Annotated in this window: 18 protein-coding genes; 1 reads left to right on the top strand and 17 read right to left on the bottom strand. The window is 32.4% G+C overall.

All coding sequences use genetic code 11. The annotated features are described in order from the left end of the window. Positions 1 to 19: 19 nt before the first annotated feature. The 7 genes from CCAND38_RS04795 to CCAND38_RS04765 form a co-directional block, all read right to left on the bottom strand. Entirely contained in the window at positions 20 to 940 is a 921-nt protein-coding gene (locus tag CCAND38_RS04795; RefSeq protein WP_042344103.1) for a hypothetical protein, read from the bottom strand. 1 nt (position 941) lies between these two features. Continuing rightward, entirely contained in the window at positions 942 to 1,256 is a 315-nt protein-coding gene (locus CCAND38_RS04790; RefSeq protein ID WP_042344102.1) for a DUF4298 domain-containing protein, read from the bottom strand. Positions 1,257 to 1,421: 165 nt separating this feature from the next. Then, the gene (locus tag CCAND38_RS04785; protein ID WP_197066331.1) at positions 1,422 to 2,861 is read right to left on the bottom strand and encodes a sulfatase-like hydrolase/transferase; all 1,440 of its coding nucleotides are present in this window, start codon (positions 2,859 to 2,861) and stop codon (positions 1,422 to 1,424) included. Positions 2,862 to 2,977: 116 nt separating this feature from the next. Further along, complete coding sequence (locus tag CCAND38_RS04780; protein WP_231549998.1) at positions 2,978 to 4,996, bottom strand: PASTA domain-containing penicillin-binding protein; 2,019 nt, start codon at positions 4,994 to 4,996, stop codon at positions 2,978 to 2,980. Between the two features lie 168 nt (positions 4,997 to 5,164). After that, positions 5,165 to 5,494 (bottom strand): FtsL-like putative cell division protein, encoded by a 330-nt coding sequence (locus CCAND38_RS04775; protein WP_042344100.1) that lies wholly within the window; start codon positions 5,492 to 5,494, stop codon positions 5,165 to 5,167. A gap of 6 nt (positions 5,495 to 5,500) precedes the next feature. Continuing rightward, entirely contained in the window at positions 5,501 to 6,409 is a 909-nt protein-coding gene (gene rsmH / locus CCAND38_RS04770; RefSeq protein ID WP_042344099.1) for a 16S rRNA (cytosine(1402)-N(4))-methyltransferase RsmH, read from the bottom strand. Further along, complete coding sequence (locus CCAND38_RS04765) at positions 6,396 to 6,857, bottom strand: division/cell wall cluster transcriptional repressor MraZ (protein WP_042344119.1); 462 nt, start codon at positions 6,855 to 6,857, stop codon at positions 6,396 to 6,398. The genes rsmH and CCAND38_RS04765 overlap by 14 nt, the downstream gene beginning before the upstream one ends. A gap of 2,283 nt (positions 6,858 to 9,140) precedes the next feature. Between CCAND38_RS04765 and CCAND38_RS04760 the strand changes: the two genes are divergently transcribed. After that, positions 9,141 to 9,980 carry a class I SAM-dependent methyltransferase gene (locus CCAND38_RS04760; RefSeq protein WP_042344098.1) on the top strand — a complete coding sequence of 280 codons (840 nt, stop codon included), beginning with the start codon at positions 9,141 to 9,143 and terminating at the stop codon, positions 9,978 to 9,980. Positions 9,981 to 10,655: 675 nt separating this feature from the next. Here CCAND38_RS04760 and CCAND38_RS04755 read toward each other — a convergent pair. The 10 genes from CCAND38_RS04755 to CCAND38_RS04705 form a co-directional block, all read right to left on the bottom strand. After that, entirely contained in the window at positions 10,656 to 11,342 is a 687-nt protein-coding gene (locus CCAND38_RS04755) for a LysE family translocator (protein WP_042005761.1), read from the bottom strand. A 460-nt stretch (positions 11,343 to 11,802) separates the two neighbouring features. Beyond that, positions 11,803 to 13,314 carry a PH domain-containing protein gene (locus tag CCAND38_RS04745; protein WP_082024956.1) on the bottom strand — a complete coding sequence of 504 codons (1,512 nt, stop codon included), beginning with the start codon at positions 13,312 to 13,314 and terminating at the stop codon, positions 11,803 to 11,805. Continuing rightward, positions 13,295 to 13,807, bottom strand: a complete 513-nt coding sequence (locus CCAND38_RS04740) for a PH domain-containing protein (RefSeq protein WP_042344093.1) — start codon at positions 13,805 to 13,807, stop codon at positions 13,295 to 13,297. The genes CCAND38_RS04745 and CCAND38_RS04740 overlap by 20 nt, the downstream gene beginning before the upstream one ends. 8 nt (positions 13,808 to 13,815) lie before the next feature. Beyond that, on the bottom strand, positions 13,816 to 14,223 hold the full coding sequence (locus CCAND38_RS04735) for a hypothetical protein (protein WP_042344092.1): 408 nt from the start codon (positions 14,221 to 14,223) through the stop codon (positions 13,816 to 13,818). An 83-nt stretch (positions 14,224 to 14,306) separates the two neighbouring features. Next, a complete protein-coding gene (gene rnr, locus CCAND38_RS04730; RefSeq protein WP_042344091.1) occupies positions 14,307 to 16,529 on the bottom strand; it encodes a ribonuclease R in 2,223 nt (740 codons plus the stop codon). A 637-nt stretch (positions 16,530 to 17,166) separates the two neighbouring features. Beyond that, a complete protein-coding gene (locus CCAND38_RS04725) occupies positions 17,167 to 17,790 on the bottom strand; it encodes a hypothetical protein (protein WP_231549997.1) in 624 nt (207 codons plus the stop codon). A 514-nt stretch (positions 17,791 to 18,304) separates the two neighbouring features. Then, on the bottom strand, positions 18,305 to 20,605 hold the full coding sequence (locus CCAND38_RS04720; protein WP_042344090.1) for a glycoside hydrolase family 65 protein: 2,301 nt from the start codon (positions 20,603 to 20,605) through the stop codon (positions 18,305 to 18,307). A 111-nt stretch (positions 20,606 to 20,716) separates the two neighbouring features. Further along, positions 20,717 to 21,199: a GNAT family N-acetyltransferase gene (locus CCAND38_RS04715; protein ID WP_197066330.1), complete on the bottom strand. Its 483-nt coding sequence runs from the start codon at positions 21,197 to 21,199 to the stop codon at positions 20,717 to 20,719. Positions 21,200 to 21,518: 319 nt separating this feature from the next. Next, a complete protein-coding gene (gene pgmB, locus CCAND38_RS04710; protein ID WP_042344089.1) occupies positions 21,519 to 22,145 on the bottom strand; it encodes a beta-phosphoglucomutase in 627 nt (208 codons plus the stop codon). A 162-nt stretch (positions 22,146 to 22,307) separates the two neighbouring features. Next, entirely contained in the window at positions 22,308 to 23,801 is a 1,494-nt protein-coding gene (locus CCAND38_RS04705) for an MFS transporter (protein ID WP_042344087.1), read from the bottom strand. Positions 23,802 to 23,957: the final 156 nt, after the last annotated feature.

Genomic DNA, 23,957 nt, shown 5'->3' with positions numbered 1-23,957 from the left:
AATAATTGATAATTAACCATTAACAATTGTAATAAAACCCTGTTACTTCAATAGGCATACCGAAGAATTTTTCCAATTGGGGTAGATAATTATCCAAATCATATTCTTTGGCACCGAAAATTAGCGTTGGGTATTTTTGTTTTTTGTAATACACTCGCAGAGTATCGGCACCACCACCCTTGGCAGGAAGCATTCGGTCAATGTCCACTTTTTTAATATTCGATAGCGGAAAAATATTGCAAAATTCACCTACACTTACCCCGAGTTGTTTATTCTCCTCATCTCGCCACAATACGGCTTGGTCACCAAACCTTTCCGTCAGTAAAGGTGGACGGCGTTTTACGATTTCGTTTTCTTGATAGTCGGTCTCTATTCCGATATATTCTTTGGGAAATAACACCCAATCGGTAAGTTGTATATTCTCCTCATTTTCAATTGGAGTGATTAATTCGGGATATTTACGGGCATTGATAATATTAAAAAACACATATTGATGCTGAGGTTCTCCGTAATAAACGCTAAGAAATGTCATTCCGTCTTTCTGAAAAAATGAATAGAGGTCTTCACGAGTTTTATAGTGTTCATTGAGAGGCAAATGTTTTTCTAATTGCTGATGCACTTGCCAAAAATCAAATTCTTCTACTTGTGTGTCTCCATTGGCATAGTATTCTCGTACGGCTATATCCCTACGCTGGGTGTTATGAATGCGAAATTCAAATTTGGAAAATAGCAAATTGCCCACCCGCACCGGATATTTAAAATAGTAATACTCATACACCTCATAATCCAAATCAAAAGGGCTGTCCCATTCCACCAAAGGCGATGCGATAACTTCCTCGTAGGTAGCGTCCCACGAAAAGAAATTCGGCTTAGGAGATTGCACCTCAAATCCGAGATGATAATCGGTGTGATTTTCTGAAAGTAATAAGATTTTTTTCATATTACTCTTCTCTTGAGATGATTTTGGTTACCAATTTCAAGAAATCCACTGCCAAGAAATATTGGTCGCCCAAAGCATTGTACGCGAGGTCTTCCGAGAGTACTCCGTGGGGCATTCCTTCGGGGATTTTACCCGCATTGGCATCGTCATAATCTTGTCGCCACTGGTCGCTTCCGTAATAGGTGTTAAGTTTTTGTACTTCGGGAAGTAATTCCTGCCATTGTTTTAGAAATTCTTCCGCTTTCGGGGTGAAATCTTCTATTTTATTTAGGATTTCCTCCATTTCTGCAATGTTTTGTAGTTGTTTTGGGGTCATAGCACATTATTTTAATTTCATATCTGAAAAATATAAGATTATCATTTTATAAAACTGATAAACTATGGTTAATTCAACCTGCTAACCATAGTTTATCAATTCATTATAGAAACCTTTGTAATCACATTTTAAAATCCCATTATGTCAAAGAACATTGGGTTCGTTTTACTTACCCTTATGCTGATTCTTTATAGAATCTAATTTTTTTGCTAAATCAATCACTAATTGTGGTTGTTGCTCAGCAAGATTTACTTTTTCCGCTGGATCTTGCTTTAAGTTGTACAACTGTGGTTTGTCGGAAAATCCTGTTTCTATTCCTGTTTGCCAAGCTACTTTCATTTTACTTTTTGAAGGTTCTATATATTTGTAATCACCCTCAACTATCGACAACGTATTTTGTATAGCTTCTTGTACAATTTCTGAGCGTCCTTTTTTATCTTTTCCTATCCAAGAATCCCATTGGTTTTTAGCATCAAAGGCTTGGTTAGAATCAATTCGAACGTTTAACATTGCTCCAACTGATGCAATAAAATCAGTCTGACTAACAAGAGCTTGTGAGGTTTGCTTTTTTATATTTCCTTTCCATGAAACAATCATTGGGATTCGAGTTCCTGCTTCGTAAACACTGTATTTTGCACCTCTAAGAGTCCCGAAAGGATTGTGTTCTCCTGACTTTTCAATGGCTTGATCTGCATAACCATCATCAAGTACAGCTCCATTATCACTCGAAAATATAATTATAGTATTTTCAGCAATTTGTAAGCTATCCAAGGTTTTTGAAATAGAACCAACCATATCATCTAACTCTAAAATAGCATCGCCTCGCAATCCTTGTGATGTTTTCCCTTGAAAACGTGGATGAGGCATTCTCGGCACATGTATGTTGTTTGTTGCTAAGTATAAAAAGAACGGTTTTTGTTTATTTTTGATGATGAATTTTTTTGATTCACGTACAAAATCATCAGCAATATTTTCATCTTTCCAAACGGCACTCATTCCTCCTGATTGATATCCAATTCTGCTAATTCCGTTGACAATTGTCATATCATGCCCGTGTGAATATTTCAGTTTTAACAATTCAGGATTTTCTTTTCCTGTGGGTAAATTGCCTATTTTTTTCTGATAACTTACAGCCAACGTATCTGTTGGATCGAGGTTTAGAACTTTTCCATTACTTACATACACACAAGGAACTCTGTCGGAAGTGGCAGGCATAATAAAACTCTCATCAAAACCAATATCCTCAGGAATGTTACTTATTTGAGTGTTCCAATCAATTCCATTTTCATCACCTAATCCTAAATGCCATTTACCGATAACGGCAGTAGTATATCCTGCTTTTTTGAATACACTCGCCACAGTTTGTCTTCCGCTTGGGATAAGTGCTTTTTCATTTCCGTTAATTACTCCACGTCCTTTTTCTCTCCAAGCATATTCTCCGGTGAGCAATGTATAACGAGACGGAGTACAAGTTGATGCGGCAGCGTAAGCATTACAGTGTAAAATTCCGTGGTCTGCCAAACGATCAATGTGAGGAGTAGCAATTTTTCCTCCATAGCTACTTAAATCACCATAGCCTAAATCATCAGCGTAAATTAAAATCACGTTGGGAAAAACAGTCTTTCCTTTTTTTTCAGTTGACTTACACGATAAAACGAATGTCAGTAAACAAAAAAAAGATACTTTTAACCAATGCTTTTTCATATTGATAAACTATTAAATTAGGTTCCTAATGTCAAAATCACATTTTCGTTTTTTCTTATTTTTTGTCCGCTTGGCAGAGACTGCCCTCTGACTTTTCCTTCTCCTACCAACTTGACACGAACTCCCATATTTTCAAGAAGAGCAATAGCATCCATTGCATTCATTCCGAATAGATTAGGCATAACTGTTTTGTATTTTTGAGCCTTTGTGTAGTACAAATCATATTCCTTTTCCGTTTGAAGCGATGAATTTTGAACGTCTTCTATAGTATTTATTAACAATGAGTTAGTATGTATTTTTTGTGCAATACTTTTGAATACAGGCCCAGACACATCAGCTCCGTAGTATCCAACACTTTTGTCTGGCTCATGAATAACTACGATACACGAATACTTCGGTTTATCAACAGGAAAAAATCCTGCAAAAGATGAAATATAATTAAATCCCCTACCCTTTTGGTTACTTCCATAATCTTTTCGGGCTGTTCCCGTTTTTCCTGCCATCGAAAAATTTGGAGAATAGAGTTTATGCCCCGTACCGTAGGATTTTTCAACCACATCAGCAAGTAATCCTTTGGTTTTTCGAGCAGTTTCTTTAGAACAAATACGCCTATCGATAATTTCCACATTAAATTTTTCAATGGTTTTGTTCCATTCTTTAACTTCCTTAATCAGACGTGGACGTACCATAACACCTTCGTTAGCAATAGCATTATAAAAAGTTAAACTTTGTAAAGGTGTAAGTTTTAGTCCATAACCAAAGGACATCCATTCGAGTGATATCCCACTCCAATTCTTATCCTTAGGCTTAGGAATGTAAGGTATTCCTTCACCCAAAATAGGCAATCCCAAAGGTTTGTCTAAATTCATTTCACTTAATTTATCGGTGAAATCTTTCGGATTTTTAGCAAATAAATGATGTACCATTTCAGTCATCCCTACGTTTGATGATATGGCAAAGGCCTTTGCTATATTGATTTTTCCTCTGAAACTTCTTTGTGAATCTTCTACGGTTTCTTTATAGTACTCTGCTTTACCTTGTTTAATATCAACTACATAAGTTGTATCTATACCACTTTCTTCCATGGAAGCAACTACTGCCATGAGCTTAAAAATGGAACCTGGTTCGTGTGTTTCTCCTACGGCATAATTATATCGCTCGGAATAAGTATTGTTTTTTGGATTTAGTTCTAAATTTGAAATAGCCTTGATTTCACCTGTACTAACTTCCATTACGACCACGCACCCGTGATGAGCTTTATATTTCTGGAGTTGCGAAAGCAAAGCGTGATGTGCAATGTCCTGAATATTAACATTTATGGTCGAAACTACATCATATCCATCCTTAGGCTCAATGATATTAAACCCACTGGCAAGTTTCCATTGTCCTTTTGCTATCTTTTGTTCCATGCGTTTGCCCTTCGTACCTACGAGGTAATTGGAATAAGCTCCCTCCAACCCTATTCGATTGACGTATCCATCTTCCCCAACACGTGAATATCCTATACTTCGATGAGCAATTCCTCCTAAGGGATACTCGCGTTTGATGATTGGTTCAACAATAATTCCGCCTTTGTTAGCACCCAAATTAAAAAGTGGAAATTTTTTAATTCGAACATATTCTCCATAGCCTAAATTCTTTCCAATCAATAGATAACGATTTTTTAGATTACGTTCCTTACGGAGTAAATTTTGATAGTAAGAACTTGGTTTTTTAAACATTTTTCCCAACGAATCACTCAAATCTCGGATATGTTTATTAAAATCCTCATTCTTGATAGAGGCCACCGCATCCCATCGGATATCGTAACGGGTCACTGAGGTTGCAAGTAAACTTCCGTCATCGGAATAAAGATTCCCTTGATTAGGCTCAATATCTGCCTCACGCAAATACCTTTTGTCGGAGTCTTCTCGATAGTCTTTTCCGTTAATTTGAATGTTTATGAGTTTAACCGATATGACAACAGCTAATATCAATAGCATAAAAGCCACCATATAGGCACGTCCTCTAATTTTGTTTTCTTTTTGAGTTTTCATTTTTATTAGGATATAGGATTCTTAATGTTCTAATCTATTCTTGGATCACATATCTAGCCATGCAAACTTCGTATGGAAACAAAATATCAATAATTGCTTCAAACTTCGTTTATATTTTTCTTAAAGATTGATCAATTAGCAATCGAAATACCGAATGATCTGTAAAAATCAATTACTTACAATCACTTTTATCTTGTGAGGAGGGCGTTCAGGTTGTTTAAGTCCTTTACTTCGTAATTTGTCTAACAATGCTGATTCTAACTTGACTTTTTGCAATTTCGACCGAACATAAACAAATTCGCTCTTCAATTCATTAACCTCCCTATTAAGTTGTGCAATTTCGTGTACCTTGCGATCGGCATTGTGAGCACTCGTAATCATTATCACGCTCAGTACAAACAAAAAAGCAATGACTGTCCAATTTTTAATAGCATTTTTTCCCTCTACTAAAAATTTTCCACGAATAAAATTTTTTATTTCATTAGTCGCCTTTCCCATTAGTTATCAGATTCGTTCGGCAATTCGTAACTTGGCACTTCTTGCACGATTATTTTCTTTGATTTCTTCATCGGTTGGGGTTATCATTCCTCCTATTTTTTTAAATGGTACGAAAGTATTCCCATAAAAATCTTTCTCAGCAGCTCCATCAAATTTGCCATCACGAATGAATCTCTTAACCAATCTATCTTCTAATGAATGGTAACTTATGAAGCTAATACGCCCACCAACTGAAACAATATCAGGTAATTGTAACAAAAAATCTTCTAAAACTTGCATTTCTTCATTTACCTCAATGCGTATGGCTTGATAAATCTGTGCTAAAGTTTTATTTTCCTTGAATTTCTGTAAAAATGGCTTTAAAATCTCTTGCAATTCACTTCCTGTTCTGATAGGTGTATTGACTCGTGCCGCAACAATAGCTTTGGCAATAGCCTTAGCATTTTTCAATTCGCCATAATTGTAAAACAACCTATACAGCTGATTTTCATCATATTCATTTACGATATTTTGAGCTGAAACACCTCCATTTTGATTCATACGCATATCCAAAACACCATCAAAACGAGTAGAAAATCCACGTTCAGGAACATCAAACTGATGTGATGACACACCAAAGTCGCCCAAAATACCATCTACTTTTTTAACTCCGTAGAATTTTAAAAATCGGGCAATATATCTGAAATTTTGGTTTATGAGCGTAAATCGTTCATCATCAATACTATTTTTAATAGCATCCTCATCTTGGTCAAAAGCATAGAGTCGTCCTTTTTTTCCTAAACGATTGAGAATTTCACGCGAATGACCACCTCCTCCAAAGGTAACATCAACATAGATTCCTTCTTCTTTAATATTGAGTGCATCAATACTTTCGGTTAGTAAGACGGGTTTGTGATATGAATTAGTTGCTGTCATTTCTAAGTCCTCCCATAACTTTCTCAGCCAATTGTGAAAAATCCTCTGTCGTTGTATCGATTGCTCTTTCGTAGGCATTTTTGTCCCAAATTTCAACTCGACTTCCAAGGGCTGAAAAGACAATTTCTTTGTTGATCTGAGCAAAATCAAGCAAATCTTTAGGAATTAATATTCTACCAACGGCGTCAGTTTCAACAAGTTTCACTCCCGACATAAATTTTCTGATGAAATCATCATTTTCTTTCACATATCGGTTCAAACTTCTGATTTTTAGCATTTCATTATTCCACTCCTCAGTAGTATAAAAGTCAATACAACGCTGAAAATCGGAGCGTTTCAGTACAAAACCAACTTCCAAATCTCCCAATTGTTTTTTGAGAGGAGCTGGTAATACTACTCGTCCTTTAGCGTCAATCTTACATTCATATGTCCCTATAAGAATTTTCAACGAAATATTTTTAAAATTATTTTTCGACAAAAATAGAAATTTTTTCCCACATTCCACCACTTTTTCCCACTTTGTTGATAAGTTTTTGAGAAATAGATTTTTATATACAGAAAAATAAGATTATCTGACAAAACTCAAAACAATATTTTAACAGATTAAACCTGTATAAATTTCTTCTACTAAGCAGTATTTATTGCAGAATAATTTATGAACTGGATGTGATTCTAAAGTTTTGAAAATTAATAGCGGAGTTGTTGTAGGCTGAATACATGAAAAAAATTATAGCTGTTATTAAAACACATAGAAACATAAAATAAACTTCACATTTCTATGTAGTTTAAAACTTAATTTACGGAAAATTTATGTTTCTTAGTTAATTTTCAAGGCTTAAGAATAACTCAAGTAAACGAATTAAAAATTGATAAATTTCATACATCAACCTAATAAAATTCAGCAGATTAAACATATCATAAAATTATTATTTGAATGATATAGGAAAGTAGCAATTTACTGAAAAATCAAACAATAGACTTCCATTTTTTTAAGAAAACAGCAGTAAAGAATCTTATTTTTCATAAATATAATTTAACCGAAAATAATGTAATTTAAATTAATTAAATAATCTTGTAAAATTCCTGCATGAACGAAAATATATAGCTATTTTCGTAAAAAAGAATTTAACATATAAAAGAAAAATATTAACGAAATACCAATTTCCCTCCAAAAAGTATTCAAGAGTTAGATTTTTCGTATCAACTACAACCTAAAAATACTGCTATTTTTCAATAAACATAAAAAGTATAAAAACAAAAACTACTTTTAATTTCTGAGAAATCTATAAATACATTTAAAATTCAACAGAGAAAAAAAACCGTAATGGGTAAAATTTATGTATTCAAAATAGTTTAAAAACGGAAAAATAAAAACATTAATCTTATCATGGATAACAACGAAGAATAAATAATCAACGATATAATTTAAATTTGAAATTTTAATCTCTATGTATAAAACATTTATCTACTACAAGTAAGAAGTAGTATCTTCTAGTGAATACTATGCTAAGAATATTCCACTACAAGTAGTGATGATGGCATTCGAACAAATTTCCCTGGATTTATTAGTCGATATTTTTTGGTAAAAATACATTTAACAAGAAAAGAAAATTAGTAAAGATTATTTCCTTTAAAAAATTGCCGAAACATTGAGAAGTTTTCAGAAAAATGTAATTATTTAAATAAATTTCATTACAGTGACTTTAGAAAATAAATTATACAATAACTAAAAATAAACTCCCATAGTCAGCTTAAAATAGTAATCACTATTTACATAAACCGATAGATTAATTGTAATTTAAAAATATCGTTATATTTTATATAAGCATAGGAGTATTATTAATCTTTAAAAAATTCATGATTTATAAATTTTATATATAATATGCTCTTAAAAAATATTACTTTAAATCGCAAATAATACAAATACACTTTTATTTATAATTTCGGAAATATTTTGTTTCAATATTTCGATTTAAAACCATCTAGTACAAAATCTAAACATGAAATAATCATATTTATTATCTTCTTGAATTATCAAATCTTATTTCAAAAAATAGTTCCACGTGGAACATTTTTTTTAAAAAAAAATACAATACTGTACCTGATTTTTATAAAGAATACAAAAACAAACCGTTTTAAAAGCTGATTCTGTATACAATTTCTTAATAAAGTAACAATAATCAATTACAATACGAATAAATTATTAAATAAAATACATCTTATATTTTAAAAAAACTGAATTTTATAAGATATATACATTTATCATTTTATAAAATATTCTGATTTATATAAATAGTAATTAATAAAATTGTTCCACGTGGAACATTTTACAATAAAATACATCTACTATACTACTTTAAATTTTAGAAATGAAGTATTGCAATTTTATCAATCTCCGTAGAAATAAAGAAATAACAATATCTACATAAACATATATAAAAGCTACACACCAATATAACGAATCACTATTTTTTAGTATACAGTATTTTAGTACTTCTCAAGAAGTTTAATTAATATAATTAGTTTATTATAGAAAAATAAAAAGAATAATAACAATGTTCCACGTGGAACATATTATAATGAATTATAGTAAAACTAAAAAACATACATAAAAATATCATAACTATTTGATTATTAATAATATATAATGAAAATATAAAGATTTTTTACAAAAAATATATTTTCTAAATCAATAAATAGTACCTTTGTAAGTTAATAGGTTTAATTTAAAATGAATATTCTAAAAGTCAAAGATTACAGTGTTTCAGAAGAAGAATTTCAGTTAATTTACAATCCGGAATTGCAACTTTTTAAAACCTCCCCTACTCCTGAAAATCTTGCTAAGTACTACGAAAGTCAAGAGTATATTTCACATACGGATAGTAAAAAAACGTGGTTTGACAAGTTATATCAGTATGTAAAAATAATAAACTTGCGGAGTAAAATTAATGTGATTTCAGATTATAAAAACGAAAATATACGCTTATTAGATATAGGTGCAGGAACAGCAGATTTTATTTTAGCTTGTAAAAAGATTAAAAAATGGAATGTTGATGGCATCGAACCTAATGAAAAAGCTCGAAAATTAGCAATGCAAAAGGGTATAAATTTATTTGAAAACTACGATTCATTTGAAGAAAATTCATTCGATGTAATTACTCTTTGGCATGTGTTAGAACATATTCCTGATTTGGAAAAGCAAATCAACCTTATAAACTTACTACTAAAAGAAAATGGAATTTTAATAATAGCTGTACCTAATTTCAATTCATGGGATGCGAAACACTATAAGAATTTCTGGGCAGCATATGACGTACCTCGCCATTTGTGGCATTTCTCAAAAACAAGCATTCAAAAAATTTTCACTGCAAAGGGCTTCGAATTGCTGAAAATAAAACCAATGCTTTTCGATTCCTTTTACGTATCAATACTTTCAGAAAAATACAAAACAGGAAAGAAAAATTTTATCAAAGGTTTTTTGAATGGATTATATTCAAATTATTACGGAATGACCAAAAATGAGTATTCTTCACACATTTATATACTCAAAAAATGCAAAAAATCATTTTAAAGCTATTTTATAGCATTTCAGTATACAAAAGGTATATTCATATCACTTTTAAAAGAAAATGAATTTTTGATAGGTTTCTGAAAGTCGATTTTTATAGAAAAAATCTATAATTTTAGAATTTATTATAATTAAAATCTATAGTATAAAAATTTTAATCATTTTTCGTTAATATCAAAAAAAGACGATTTTTAAAAATAAGAAAGGCTCAGAAAATTCCGAGCCTTTTTAAAGAACGCAATAATTAGGATTTTCAATTTCTATCATCTCTCATTATTTTCCAGATCATCGGTTCTTCTATCTAACAATAGCTTATAGCAAAAAAGAAATTCAAAACTTTATGAAATAAAAAAAGCGAGGACTTTCTTAACTCTTATTTATTTTTAGGAAGCCTCTGGTAAGCCAATAACATATAAATAAGAGAAAAAAGCCCACGCCATATAGCGTGAGCGTTTTTGCTACTTATCCTAATGTATTGTTGAATTTACCAGATTCTCCTAAAATAGAATAGTAAGCTAACGCTTTTATGTACCGTAATTGAGGTGCATAGATAGCATTTTTTTTGAAAATACACAAATTATTTTCAAGTATATTTCAAATAAGAAAAAATGCTACCAAAAATTTAGTTTCTTGACAGCATTTTTTGTTTTATCACATTCGCATCTTAGTTAAAAAAAATCACTGATTTTCAGTAAATATTTCGTTTAATTTTTCTTTGCTCTCTGGAAAAATACCTTGTGCCAACAAAAAAACTCCAAAGACTAATAAAATGATACTTATCGTTCTTTTAATTTTATAGATGTGAAAAGCAGTAAGTTTATTTTTTAATTGTTTTGCTATCAATATTTTAAGAATATCTATTATAAAATAAATTACTACAATAGAAGTAAAAAACACTAAAATTCTATTAGTATCCATATCCAATTGAGGAGCAAATACGATGATAATTCCAAGCCAAAAACCGAGTACACCAATATTTATGAAATTCAACAAAAATCCTTTCATGAAAAGAGCTAAATAATTCACTCTCTTGATGGACAAGTTATTATCCGTACTCTCTATTTTATTTTTTTGATGAAAATCTTTTTTGAGTTTTATATAAGAAATTAATCCATAGGAAATCATAATGAGCCCACCGATAATAAACAAAAGTGGGTCATCTTTCACTCGCTGAAGCAAACCACTGGTAGTAAAATAAGCAACCAAAATAAAAACTATATCAGCCAAAATGACGCCTCCATCAAAAGCTACAGCAGCTCTAAATCCCTTAGTTATAGCCGTTTCCAACAAAACAAAGAAAACAGGGCCAATGGTAAAAGCTAATATCACACCCAAAGGCAAAGCAAGTAATACATCTGAAAACATTTAATTTTTTGAGAATTATTTTTGATTAGCTCCTTGAAAATCAAGGAAAAACATTTTAACATACAAAACGACTAACAAAAATAAAGAAAAAAGAAGAAAAAGCAAAAAAATAAGGGAAAAACTTTGTAGCTTCTCCCCTATTCCATTTCGAATTATTCAACTTTATTCAGACTTCGTTTGTATTTATACAAAACGTAAAGAAAAATTAAATTTCCTACCAAATATCCCATCAAAACATAGATATTCCCAACCAATTGGTGTGGAAAAATGAACCAAATCAAGAAAGTAACCAAACAGAATATTAAAAAAAACAATCCAAATTTCTTTCTTATCAACTGATTTTTTGTCTCCATAGTAAAAAAATTCAACTGAATATCTCTAAAATAATAACACACCCACAAAGTTACAACAAAAAATTCCAATAACAAAATGTAACGATAAAATTCTGATTTATATACTTTTAAATGACAAACTCAATTTTATAAACAGATTCATTCACCAAATTTTTAAGTAATTTTTCATCATAAAAATTGAGTTGTAAACTTTCCGAAGCCGTGTATAACTTAATGGAAGCCAATCCTCTACGTTTTTGAAAATAAGATTGTTTTATTTTTACTTCCTGAATTTTATCTACTTGTAAATAGGTGGTTGTCAAATCCCAAATACCACTTTTTAGTACAATAAAATCATCTTTCAAGAAAAGTTTTTCATTTCTGTATGAAATATAAATGAGCAACAAAACAACAAAAAATAGAAATATTGGAATATAAGTAAAATGCAATATATCAATAAAATACATAGTTAAAATAATCATCAAAAGAGCAAAAAACAAATACATTGCCCGAATGATAACTTTCCGAAAACTTGGGCGATAAAATTCTTTTACTTCTTGAAAATCCTTATCGTATATAAATCGAAATAATTTTCTCATTTCCAAAGCATTGATACCAGGAATCAATAAACCTTGTGTCTTTTTCTCTTCGTTTTTGGAAGAATCAATTTGTGAAATTCGTACCTCAAACAAATTCATCAACTTTTGAAAATAATTCTGCTGAAAATGAATCATCTGCACTTTTTTCGGCGGAACTGCCACAATGTGCGAATTTATAAGTCCGTAAGAAGCTAATAATCGGTTATTTTTAATTTGTATTTCATAATTATAATACGTTAGTAATGTACGAATTAAATTAAAAATAATAACAAAAAGTATCAAAATAAACAAGAAAAAAATCCAAAAAAATATGGTTGAAACTGTATTTGAAAACTCAGATATCTGATTGACAAAATCGGAACGTTTTTCGTAAAATATATCAGTAATAAAGTCAATTATCTGATACGAAAAAGCAAACATTAACGACAATGTGTATAAATAATTTTGTGTAATTCCAATTTTGAACAAAGTTAAAATACTTATTCTCAGTGAAGTAAAATTGTCATTTGCTTCCAAATTTTCATCAGTAATTCTATCTTTTCTAATTTCGGAAATAATTTGCTTTTCTGTCAAAATATCCTTGATAACCAAAGCCTTATGATAATCTATACCATTAATTGATATTTCCACTTTATCACTTCCTGCCGTGTCTATATCCACTTTGTAAAGTCCTACAATTTTATGTATAAACTTCTGATTTAGATGTACTTCGTGAATTTTATCAAATTTAACCACCGTTTCCGATTTGTTCAACCAACCTTCACGGATAATCAATTCATCTCCAATAATTTGATACGAGAAATATTTATATTTTATATATTGAAAAATGAAGATAAAAACACTGATTACTAAAAATATACCTAAAAAAATTAAGAAAAATTGAAATTTATCATCAGAATTATTTCCCTTTTTAAAAAGAAATAGAGCAAAAGCACCCCAAAAGATTTTAAAATTACTCCAAAAAGATTTCGCTAAAACTAACCAAAATGCCTTTTTTGAAAGTTTATTCGGAATTGAAAAATCATAATTCATCATACTCATTTTCAGTAGTTTCAATACGATTTAACAAAAAACTCTTCCAGCGTTCAGCTTCCTGTAAAGACAATCCAGGTATAGAAATATCACCATTGGAAGAAGCCGTATACAGACATAAAGTAGCCAATCCCAAGCGTTTAGCATACCAACCTTGCTTGATAGTAATATGCTGTAAACGAACATAAGGAATTATGTGTGTTACCTGAAAAACAATACCAGATTTATAAACAGCATCGTGCTGACGAAAAGCATATTTTTTATATTTATAACTTATTGAAATATAAAAAATTAAAAATACAAAAATGAGAAGAATACCAATAATAGCGTAATACTTTTCAACCGCATCAAAAATAACAAAAATTGCTAACAGAAGTACCAATCCAATTCCTGAAGCAATAATAGCATTCATTTGAGCTATTTTTTTATACTCAGAATGTAGATTCGTTAATGGTATTTGCTCATAATCAGGAATTTGGTTGATAGTAACTAAATCATTCATAATACAAATTATTCTTTTGATTTTAAAACAACAAGCCCTTTTCTTTTGAAAAATTCAATAAAAAGGACAAAAATTGTTGGGATAAGTATTAAAATTCCTACATAACGATAAATTTTTGGTAAATCAAAAAATAACGAAAACATTACTAAAAGATAAATCAAATAAGATAAAAACAACCAAAAATTACTTATCTTACTGAAAACATTAATATTATATTCCTGTAACTTACTAATGTCAAATTCATTAGATGTAAATCTACCAATGGTAACGGAAATTATTTTTGATTGGTCAGGAACCTGAAAAACTTTGCGTTCGTTACCATAATAGTTCTGATAGAAACTTCCATCAATAAAAATTTTTCCGTCTCTATACCGAAACATAGGACTTTTAGTAGAATGTAATACAATCGTTTTCATAATAATACAACTTTAATTAGTGCGAAGATAATAAAAATTGCGAGATTATAGTAAAATCTCGCAATTGCTATTAATCAATTTTTTTAATTTGTTCCCACCAACTCAAAATCCAGTTGTTTTTTGAGTAAATCCGTATTTTTTACACGAACAACTACTTCATCACCAAGCTGATACATATTTTTGGTAACTTCCCCAACCAAAGCGTATTGTTTCTCATCGAAAATGTAATAATCGTCTTTAATATCTCGAGCTCTTACCAAACCTTCACATTTATTTTCCACAATTTCCACATAAATACCCCATTCGGTAACTCCTGAAATGACTCCTCTAAAATGTTGATTTTTATGATTTTCCATAAATTTCACTTGCATATATTTGATAGAATCACGCTCGGCAGATGAAGCCAAATTTTCCATCTGTGAAGAATGTTTGCATTTCGTTTCATAAACTTCCTGTTTTTCAGAAGGTTGATTATCCAAATATTTCTGCAATAGCCGATGTACCATCACATCAGGATAACGACGAATAGGCGAAGTAAAATGCGTATAAAAATCAAACGCCAAACCGTAATGACCAATATTTTCCGTTGAATATGAGGCTTTTGCCATAGAACGAATGGCAAGTGTATCCACCAAATTCTGTTCTTTTTTGCCTTTTACTTCTTCCAAAAGAGAATTCAGCGAGTGGGTAATGTTTTTCTTATCCTTCATATTGATGCCATAACCGAAACGAGAAATCACGCCATTGAGCTGCATCAACTTTTCGTCATCAGGCTCATCGTGAACACGATACACAAAAGTTTTCTTTTGCTTGGCGATGAATTCGGCTACTTTTCGGTTTGCCAAAAGCATAAATTCCTCAATGAGTTTATTGGCATCTTTGCTTTCTTTAAAATAAACGTGCGTTGGATTGTCGTTTTCATCCAAATGGAATTTTACTTCAATTTTGTCAAAAGAAATCGCTCCTAATCGCATTCGTTTGGTACGCAGTTTTTTAGCCAAATCGTCCATAAGTAAAATGGCTTGAACTAACTCTTTTGGAACAGAATAACTTCCTTCTTTACGAATTGAAATTTCAGAAGGCATTTGAAAATCAGATATTTCTACTTTTTCTTGCTTCTCTCCTACTCCTGCAAAATTTTCAATGATTTCTTGAACTTCCTCATACGCAAAACGATGGTCAGAAAGCGTTACGGTTCGTCCAAACCACGTATTTAGAATTTCTGCCTTTTTGTTCATCTCAAAAACCGCTGAAAATGTGTACTTTTCTTCATTCGGACGCAACGAACACGCAAAATTAGAAAGCACTTCGGGGAGCATCGGCACTACCCTATCCACCAAATACACGGAAGTGGCTCGATTGTAGGCTTCTTCATCTAAAATCGTTCCTTCTTGCACGTAATGCGACACGTCGGCAATGTGTACGCCAATTTCGTAATTTCCGTTTTCCAAAATTTGGAACGAAAGTGCATCGTCAAAATCTTTGGCATCTTTAGGGTCGATAGTGAAAGTCAGCACGTTACGCATATCACGGCGTTTGGCAATTTCCTCAGCTGTGATGGAGGTGTCCAATTGTTTTGCAAAGGCTTCCACTTCGTGCGGAAACTCGTAAGGCAAACCATATTCTGCCAAAATGGAATGCATTTCGGTGGATTGTTCACCGGGTTTTCCAAGAATTTGCTCAATCACCCCGAAAGGCGAATTGGATTTTCCTTCCCATTTTTCGATACGAACGATGACTTTATCTCCGTTTTCAGCTCCGTTAATGTCATTTTTCGATACGAAAATATCAGTGTACATTCGATGGTCGGTTGGCAAGACGAAAGCAAAATTTTTCTGCATTTGCACCACGCCTACAAAGCGCATTTTTTTGCGTTCAATAATTTTTGTAACCTCGCCTTCCAATTTATTTCCTTTTCGGAATCGAGGAAAAATATAAACTTCCACCAAATCTCCGTGAAGAGCTTTGTTGAGCATATTGGAAGGAACAAACACATCCGTTTCTAACTCATCTACAATAACATAGGCATTTCCTCGAGAGGTAATATCTACCGTTCCTGTATAGTAATTCTGACTTGGAATGGCTTTGTATTTTCCGCGTTCAACTTCAAGGATTTTCTTTTTTTCTTTGAGTTGTACTAATCTTTTTATGAGTAGATTACGTCCGGAGGCATCGGTAATGTTCAATTTTGCTGCAATTTGTTTGTAGTTAAAACTCTCATTCTGATTGGTTTCCAATACAGAAAAGATGCCTTTTGTAAGTTCGTGTTTTTTAGCTTTAGCTGTTTTCTTTTTTTGTTTAGACATAAATAATCAATAATTTTGCTCTTTATAAAATTACGTTCTGTGTTTTAAACAGAATTGATTCCAAAGATAAAAATAAAAATAGAAACTACAATTTTGAAATTATCTTTAACATATTCTGAATTTTATTTTTTTGATGTTTTCAACAATTCAATTTAAAGAATAAAAAAATATTTTTTAAAATAAAAAATGGGTTATTATTATTATCCTGTTGAAATGCTGAAAAAATAAAATATCTAATATTTGCTTTTTCGAGTATTAGTAGTTTATAAATAGTTATTAACAACTTTGATTTATTTAATTATATTTAAAATCAGATATTTATATATTATTGTTAATAACTCATTTTTGAAATAAACAACCTTTTTTTGATAAGTTTTAGACTCAAAAATTGTTGATAACTATAGGAAAAGTATGCATATTTTTTCTACAAATAAATTTGTTTTTTTTGGTGGTATAGCTGTATATACAACTTGTACAAAAAAGCAAATTTTATAATTGATTTTTGTTCTAAAAGTTATTCACATTTAAGAATTTTTTAGCTCTTTCATTATCAATGTTTTTTGAAAAATGACTAACAATTCTATTAAAATCTGTTGAAAGGCTCATTTTTACAGATTTCTTTTCCAATTACTATTTATTAATCAATATGATGCACGTTATTTAGCAGAAGAAATAACATCATTTGTGAAGTAAACCCGATAAGCCAACCTATCAATGAACTCAAAAGTGTTTGTGCGGTCAAGTACATACGTGAAGAGGCTACAAAACCACTGATAATTACCCATAAAATGATCAGGTATGTTAAATCCATTTGGTAAAAAATGCTTAGAAATACCGTAAAACCTGTAATTCCGCCGATTAGGGTAGTGAAAATACTAATTATAAATTTAAAAAAATGTAATAAAACTACTAAAAAACAGCTTATAGAGAGTTGCATCATATAAAAATACAACATTGGAAAAGAATCTAATGTAGTGATTTTTAGAGCTATGACTAATAAAATACTTATGTATCCGTAGAGCATCCATTTTCTGTTTTCATTTTCAATTTTGAAAGGAGATTTTATCCAATTAAACATATAAATGATTGCATATACTAATGTGGGAGCTACCAAAGAAACGGAAACTAACATTGTCCACATGGATTTAATTTCATCAGCAGGTTGATAGATGGAAGTGGTAAGGAAAAAAATAATACTTCCATATGCTGGAAACCATACCGGGTGGAACAAAAAAGAAACCACCGTTGCAAAATATTTCATTGATTGTAAATTTTTGGTGTAAAATTAGAAAATTTTATTTTGTTTACGAAACTTCGTTAAACATATCTTTGGCTTCGTTCAAAATTTTTACGGGATGAGTTGTTTTAGTGAGTGGTGGTTAGTAATTAGGGAATATGTGGTCACTGGTTAGTGATATATGTTTTTGTATTTGAAATAAGTTAAGAAATGGATAAACATTAATTATTAGTTAAATTTCAGTATTAAAAACCATCTAAAATTAGTTCTTTTTAGCAAAAAATGACCGTTCATGCACGATTTTGAACCGTTCATGCATTTTGTTAACAAAAGTTAATATATTACTCTTTTTAGTGAATTTTTATTATTAAAATAGAATTAACTATATTTGTGACACTAAAAATATAGTTAAAATATATTTTTATATCATGATAGGGTGAACAATTTTTCAGCCTATTAGGTTTATGGCTTTTGGTACTTTGCCAAAGTCTTAAAAACTTTGGCAAAGTGCTTTGAAAATAATCTTAGGACGAGACAATCAGTTCTTAATTGTTAATTCATCATTAACAATCACTTCTTTTCCGTTGATGCTCAATTGTAAAGATATTCCTTCGAGCGAAAGTTTTGTTTCTTTTGGTGAAACGGAAACTTTAAGGATTTGTCCTCGGAAATTCACTTTAAACGAATAACTTTTCCATTGCGATGGAATTTGCGGATTCAGGTGTAACATTCCGTTTCGCATACGCAAACCGCCAAAGCCTTCCACGATGCTCATCCACGTTCCTGCCATTGAGGTAATGTGTAATCCTTCGTGAACTTCTTTGTTGTAATCGTCCAAATCGAGGCGAGAAGTACGCAAATAGAACGTGTAAGCGTGTTCCATTCTTCCTAGTGAAGCTGCCAAAATGCTATGTACGCACGGAGAAAGTGACGATTCGTGTACCGTGAAAGGTTCGTAAAAATCGTAATGACGAGCCAATTCTTCCTTCGTGAAATGGTCTTCAAAGAAATAGAAACCTTGCAATGTATCGGCTTGTTTGATGTAAGGTGAACGCAAAATCCTGTCCCACGACCAATGCTGATTGATAGGACGTTCTTTTTTATCCAACTCTGCCACTGTGATGAGTTCTTTATCCAAAAATCCATCTTGTTGCAGATAAATATTCAATTCTTCCGAATACGGATAATACATATTTTCAGCAACCGCTAACCATTGCTCTATTTCGTTTTCGGAAAGATTGGTTTTCTTCCAAACTCGCTCAAAATCATTACTATAAGAAATTTTCACTTTATCCAAACATTCCTTAGCATATTTGATACACCATTGAGCGATGTAGTTCGTATAGAAATTGTTATTGATATTATTTTCGTATTCATTAGGACCTGTTACTCCAAGAATTACGTATTTATTCTTATCCTTTGAAAAGGTCGCTCTTTGGTGCCAGAAACGTGCAATTCCGATAAGCACTTCCAAGCCCATTTCAGGAACGTACGCAAAGTCATTCGTGTAACGCACATAATTGTAAATCGCAAAAGCAATAGCTCCGTTACGATGGATTTCCTCAAAGGTGATTTCCCATTCGTTGTGACATTCTTCGCCATTCATTGTTACCATTGGGTAGAGTGCTGCTCCGTTTTTAAATCCTAATTTTTCAGCATTTTCGATAGCTTTCCCCAATTGGTCATATCTATATTTCAACAAATTACGAGCCACTTCGGCGTTTTTGGTCGCCATATAGAAAGGCAAACAATAGGCTTCAGTATCCCAATAGGTGCTTCCGCCGTATTTTTCACCTGTAAATCCTTTCGGACCAATATTCAAACGAGCATCTTTACCCGAATACGTTTGATTGAGTTGAAAAATATTGAAACGAATTGCCTGTTGTGCTTTGACATCGCCTTCGATAGTGATATCCGCCATTTGCCAAACCTCAGCCCAATCTTCTTTCTGTTTTTTCAATAATTCGTTGAAGCCTAAAGCAGTAATTTTCAGCAATAATTGTTCCGTTTCTTCAATCAATTTTTCTTTCGGGTGATTAAATGAAGTTACATATCCTGCATACTTTTCAAATTGAGCAGTTTGATTTTTCTCTGCCGAAGTTTCATATACGAAACCGATGTAGTTCTCTTTTTGATTTACCTTTTGAATGTTAGAAACTACGCCATTTACTTCCAACCGATTTTCCATAAAGGTACAAACACGAAAGGCTGTCTTCTTGGTTTCCGCTACGATAAAACCTCTGTTTCCTACTTGTTTCACATTGAGTGTATTCCAGAATTTTTCTTCCCAGTTTGTATCGTGATTTTCAATAGAGCTATCCAAATACGACTCAAACGTAATAGTAGCCTTTTCGCTAAGAGGAGTAACCTCATAACGAATTACGCCAACTTCATCGTATTGCAATGAAAGAAAACGAGTTACGTTTACCTGAATTTCCATTCCGCTTGGGAGTGTCGCCACAAACGAACGCGTGTAAACCCCCTCTTTCATATTTAACACACGTTTGAAATTTCTGACCGATTTGCACGTATTCAAATCCAATTCCTCTCCGTTGATTTTCACGCGGATACCTATCCAACTTGGAGCGTTTAACACTTTGGCAAAATACTCCGGATAGCCGTTTTTCCACCAACCTACTTTGGTTTTGTCGGGATAATAGACCCCTCCGATATAACTTCCTTGAAAGGTTTTTCCTGAGTAATCTTCCTCGAAATTAGCACGTTGCCCCATCGCTCCGTTACCCAAACTGAACAAACTCTCGGACTGCATTACGCGGTCTTTTTCAAATCCTTCTTCTATGATGCACCAATTATCCGGCACGATATAATCTTGATTCATTCTATGTATGATTTTATTTTTTTAATATTGTAAAAAAGATGACTATAATTTATTATTTTCCACTACTTCTATCAATTATGGAATGATAATTTTTTTGAGAAATAAATCTGTTTATCCCAAATCAAATACCATAATGTATTCCTCCTCGTTTTCTTTAACAATACGAAAACCCATTTTTAAGTACATTTCGGAGGCATAATTAGCCTTTTGTACCGAAAGTGAGGCTTTCTTGTAGCCTTCGGTTGCGAGTTTATCCAACAAATATCTAAACAATTTTGTTCCAATTCCTTGACTTCGATATTCCGAATAAAGCGAAATAGAAAGTGAGGGCGTTTGGTCGTCAATATGTCCGTAATCGTTGATAATTCTTGCCCACGCCGCACCAATTATCCGTTCCGAAGCTGTTGCCACTACGGCTACGTCACCTTTTTGCGAACCAAAATCGGTAAAATAGATGCGTAGTTCGGGGTGAAAGACAATGTCTCGCGGTGGCGGTGCAACACCTTCGGGCAAAAATATGGCTTCGTACAAAAAATCCTGCAATAACGGATACTCGTTTGGAAACATTTCCCGTATATTTATTACTTCTTCCATAAAAATAAATATTTTGTTATTTTCTATTTAGAAATAATCATCACAAACGTACATTCACAAAATTTCTAAACAAAACTCATTAAGCACAATGTTATTTTTTATCAGTTATGAAGTCATAATTTGCTAAACGATGTTACTTTCTATCAATTATGAACTCATAATTTGCCAAACGATATTACTTTCTGTCAATTATGAACTCATAATTTGCCAAACGACGTTACTTTCTGTCAATTATGAACTCATAATTTGCCAAACGACGTTACTTTCTATTGATTATGAAATGATTATTTAGCACAAGGAAAAGAAACTTATCATTTCCTTATTGATTTAAAATCGCATCAAAACCAGAGAAAACCTCATCGGCTTGATGTAGCACGTCTGCACTTCCAATTCCGATAGCTTTCATTCCTGCCGTTTTGGCTGCTTGAACTCCTGCTTCCGAATCTTCAAAAACCACGCAATCTTCATTTTGAACACCTAATTTTTGAGCGGCAATCACAAAAACTTCGGGGTCGGGTTTGGCTTTGCTAACGTCATTTCCATCAACAATGGCATCAAAATACGAAATAATTCCGAGCTTTTGCAAAATCGGACGGGCATTTTTACTTGCCGAACCCAAAGCAATCCTTATATTTTTTTGCTTCGCCTGTTCCAAAAATGTTTTTACACCAGATAAGATATCGTTTTCGTTCATTTGAGCTACGTAGCTTAAATAATCTTCATTTTTGCGTGTTGCTAACTCGTTAAATTTTTCTTCGGAAACAGAAACACCTGCCCAATTCAATATTTTTTGAAGCGAATCAACACGGCTTACACCCTTAAGCTGTTCGTTGAGTTCGTGTGTAAGTTCAAACCCAAATTCTTGTCCAATTTTCTTCCACGCTATAAAGTGAAATTTTGCTGTATCGACGATAACACCATCTAAATCAAATATGTATGCTTTCATTTTAAGTATAAATTTAAAAGTTTTAAGAAACAAGTATCGAGTTACAAGGATAAAGTAAAAAGGATAAAGTTGCAAGTGCTATCTGCTAATTGCTAATCACTATTTGCTAACTACTAACCACTATTTACTAATCACTAATCCCTATCACCTATTTTCCATTGCCTACTTTATAGAATCTTTCACTCCAAGAGTCAAAAATCCTGATAAAATCATCGCTACACCTCCTACAACCAACGCATATACAGGTTCGTTATTAAACAAATTGTGTACGAGAACTCCCAAAATTGTTGCGGCAACTATCTGTGGAAGTACAATAAAGAAGTTAAATACGCCCATATAATACCCCATTTTATCCGAAGGCAATGCCCCAGAAAGAATTGCGTACGGCATCGAAAGGATACTCGCCCAAGCAATTCCTACACCAACCATCGAAACGATGAGCATATTTGGGTCACTTATAAAATACACCGAAATAAGCCCTAATCCTCCCAATAACAAACAGATAAAGTGAGTAACCTTACGGCTAGTAGCTTTTGCCAAAACAGGAAGCAAAAATGCCACCAATGCTGCCACCCCATTGTACACAGCGAAAAGCAACGTAACCCAATCTGCTCCTTCGTTATACAAAGGAGAGGAAGTATCCGTAGTTCCATAGATACGCCCCGTTACCGTTGCCGTAGTGTAAATCCACATTGCAAAAAGCGAAAACCACGAAAAAAACTGAACCAAAGCCAATTGCTTCATCGTTTTGGGCATATAAAGCATATCGGTAGTGATAGAAATAAAGCCATTCTCTTTCACTTTTCTTTTATGCAGATAAGACGTAAACAAGAACGAAAACCCTAACATTGCCAGTCCGATAGCCAAAATGTACAACTCTTTTTCCATTTTGAAAAAATAAAGAAAAATTGTTGAAATAACCCCCACAACGGCAAAAATTGCTCCGTAAAAGTTTAGTTTTTTTGCTTTTTCTTCGGAAGAAACTTCGTTTTTGTAGGTATTGACATCTTTCTTTTCAAAGGCTTCCAACTCGGCAGGAGAATATTCTTTAGAAGAGAAAACCGTCCATAGTACAGCCACTAGAAAAACGATAGCTCCTGCATAGAATGACCATTTTACCGAATCGGGAATGACCCCTTCGGGAGCTGTATTGCTGATTCCCAAATAATTCGTATAAATATAAGGCAATGCCGAACCTACCACTGCTCCCACTCCGATGAAGAAACTCTGCATTGCAAATCCAGTAGTACGTTGTTCATCAGGCAGATTATCCCCTACGAAAGCACGGAAAGGCTCCATTGAAATATTGATGGAGGCATCCATAATCCAGAGCGTTCCAGCGGCAATCCACAGTGAAGGCGAATTCGGCATAATACACAATGCGATAGAAGAGAGAATCGCACCGATTAAAAAATACGGACGACGGCGACCCAATCGCGTCCACGTTCGGTCGCTCATATATCCAATAATAGGCTGAATAATTAGCCCAGTAACAGGAGCAGCAATCCACAAAATTGGGATATCTTCAACTTTGGCTCCTAACGTTTCAAAAATACGAGATGTATTGGCATTCTGCAAGGCAAACCCAAATTGGATACCCAAAAAACCAAAACTCATATTCCATATTTCCCAAAAACTTAATCTTCGTTTTTCCATTGTGAAAAAAATGTTTACTTATGAAGTTAATTACGGAGATAATTGCAAATTACGAATTTAAAATTACGATTTACGAATATTCCCCGTAATTCGTAATTAACTATCGTAATTTGTAATTAATCTCTTACAGAGTCAATTACGAATTTGAAATTACGA

This window comes from Capnocytophaga canis (assembly GCF_000827555.1).
GTDB lineage: Bacteria > Bacteroidota > Bacteroidia > Flavobacteriales > Flavobacteriaceae > Capnocytophaga > Capnocytophaga canis.
Note: the sequence above shows the minus strand (reverse complement) of the source record. Positions and strands in the feature narration are given on the sequence as shown.